We start from the raw sequence: 2,240 nt of genomic DNA, 5'->3' as shown, positions 1-2,240 counted from the left end.
CCGCTGGCCGTCTCCGCCGGCTCAGTGCGGCTGCAGGCCGAAATCTTCCCCCAGCACGGCTACCCGTTCCACCTCCTGCACACTGCGGAGTATGCCCTGAGCGAGGAACGGCTTACCGTCACCCAGCGCCTCGAGAACCTTTCGGATGCTGCGGCGCCCTTCGCACTCGGCGCGCATCCCTACCTGAAGATCTCCGACGTGCCCACCGAGGACCTGACGCTGACGCTGCGGGCCGGCTACGTCTTCGAGACCGACGATCGCTTCATCCCCACGGGGAAGGTCCCCGTCTCCGGGCGCTTCGACCTGCGCGCCGGGCGGCGGATCGGCGATCTCGAGTTCGACGCGGCCTTCGGTGGCCTCGACCTGACCGGCGGCAGGCACGAACACGTGCTCTCGGCACCGGACGGGCGGTCGGTGACCCTCTGGGCTGATGAGTCCTTCCGCTTCGCCCACGTGTATGTGAGTACCATCTACCCGGGCGTGGCCAAGGCTGTTGCCATCGAGCCGATGACGGCGCCTGCCGACGCCTTCAACTCCGGGGAGGGGCTGCGCTGGCTGGAACCGGCGGAAGCCTTCACCGCGCAGTGGGGCATCGAGCCGCGTCTCCGATAGTCGGGCAGGGGTGCCGGTGTGGAAAGATTGGCCCATGCCGCGATTCCCGGGAGGAAGACCCAGACGCGCCCTGCAGCGTGCCATCTCCCGGCGAGCCGCAGCGATGAGCGCCCCCGTCCCACCTCCGCCCGACGGCAGGACTCCGGTCCCCGCGCGTTTCCCGGTGGCCGGCCCGTCCCGGCCGGGGCTGCCGTCATCGTCCCGGCCCGGCCGCGACGACGTTCCCTACGCACTCCGGGTGGGAGCCTCCTGGTCCTGGCGCCTCGGGATCGTCCTGGTGGTCGTCGGCGTGCTGGTCTGGCTCCTGAGCCGAATTTCCCTGCTCGTCATCCCGTTGATGATCGCGGGCCTTCTCGCATCCCTTCTCGCGCCGGTGACCGATGCGCTCCGCCGCCGGGTGGGTAACAGCTCCGCCGTCGCCCTCACCGTGGTGGGATTCCTCGTACTGGTGGGCCTTGCGCTCTCCCTCGTCGGGCAGCAGTTCGCGGTGGGTTTCACGGGGCTCCAGGCGGAGGCCCGGGCCGGCATCGAACAGGCGCTCGCCTGGCTGTCGCAGGGTCCGCTGCAGTTGACGGCGTCGCAGATCAACCAGTACCTGCAGGAGGCCGGCGACGCGCTCCAGAACAACAGCGGCTCGATCGTGAGCGGAGCGCTGTCCTTCGGGACCGACGCAGGACAATTCGCCGCAGGAGTGCTGCTGACACTGTTCGCACTGATCTTCTTCCTCGCCGACGGCGCCCGCATCTGGCGCTTTCTCGCGGGCCTTGCGCCTGCAGGGGCACGTGCAGCGGTGGAGGGTGCGGGACGGCGGGGCTGGGGTTCCATGGCGAGCTACGTCCGGATCCAGATGCTCGTGGCCTTCGTCGACGCCGTGGGTATCGGCGTCGGAGCGGCCATCATCGGGGTACCGCTCGCGTTGCCGCTCAGCGTGCTGGTGTTCCTCGGTTCGTTCATCCCCATCGTCGGGGCCCTCGCCACCGGCTCCATCGCCGTCCTCCTTGCCCTGGTGGCCAACGGCTGGATCAATGCCCTGATCATGCTGGCCATCGTCCTGGTGGTGCAGCAGGTGGAGGGGCACATCCTGCAGCCCCTCATCATGGGACCGGCGGTAGCCCTCCATCCGCTCGCGGTCGTGCTGGCAGTGGCCGGAGGAACCCTTGTGGCGGGCATCCCGGGTGCCCTGTTCTCGGTGCCGCTGCTCGCGGTAGCCAATACCGTCGTTCGGTATATCGCCAACCGGGCCTGGGAGTACGACCCGGCGCTCGCGTCCCCGGGACCGGCGGATTCCCGCCACCCGACCCCCGCTCAGGAAGAGACCGTGACGTGACCGACCAGACCATCCTCGCTGAGCAGGCTGCCGCAGCAGCGCTCTCAGATCTTCCCGTGACGCTCGATGACGTCAAGGCCGCCCGGGTGCTGCTGGACGGTGTCATCGCCCACACCCCCATCGAGGAGTCCAGGGCACTGGGCCGGCTGATCGGCGCGAACGTCTCCTTCAAATGCGAGAACCTGCAGCGTGCAGGCTCATTCAAGGTGCGCGGCGCCTACACGCGCATGGCCAAGCTCTCCGAGGCCGAGCGCCGGCGCGGCGTGGTGGCAGCCTCTGCCGGCAACCACGCGCAGGGCGT

Annotated in this window: 2 protein-coding genes and 1 pseudogene; all 3 read left to right on the top strand. The window is 69.3% G+C overall.

What is annotated here, in order from left to right:
* Positions 1-612: pseudogene (locus Y704_RS20200) on the top strand (aldose epimerase); the annotation flags it as partial.
* A 34-nt stretch (positions 613-646) separates the two neighbouring features.
* Positions 647-1,939 (top strand): AI-2E family transporter, encoded by a 1,293-nt coding sequence (locus Y704_RS20195; protein ID WP_253904282.1) that lies wholly within the window; start codon positions 647-649, stop codon positions 1,937-1,939.
* A partial coding sequence (locus tag Y704_RS20190; RefSeq protein ID WP_035772208.1) for a pyridoxal-phosphate dependent enzyme occupies positions 1,936-2,240 on the top strand: 305 nt, incomplete at its 3' end. The genes Y704_RS20195 and Y704_RS20190, both read left to right, overlap by 4 nt.

Origin of the sequence: Arthrobacter sp. Br18, from assembly GCF_000520555.1 — a bacterium.
Classification (GTDB): domain Bacteria; phylum Actinomycetota; class Actinomycetes; order Actinomycetales; family Micrococcaceae; genus Arthrobacter_D.
This window is presented reverse-complemented; position numbering and strand designations above follow the sequence as displayed.

Bases quoted from the DNA above. Each gene is read 5' to 3' on its own strand.
- Y704_RS20195 (WP_253904282.1), top strand. From the start codon at position 647: ATGCCGCGATTCCCGGGAGGAAGACCCAGACGCGCCCTGCAGCGTGCC.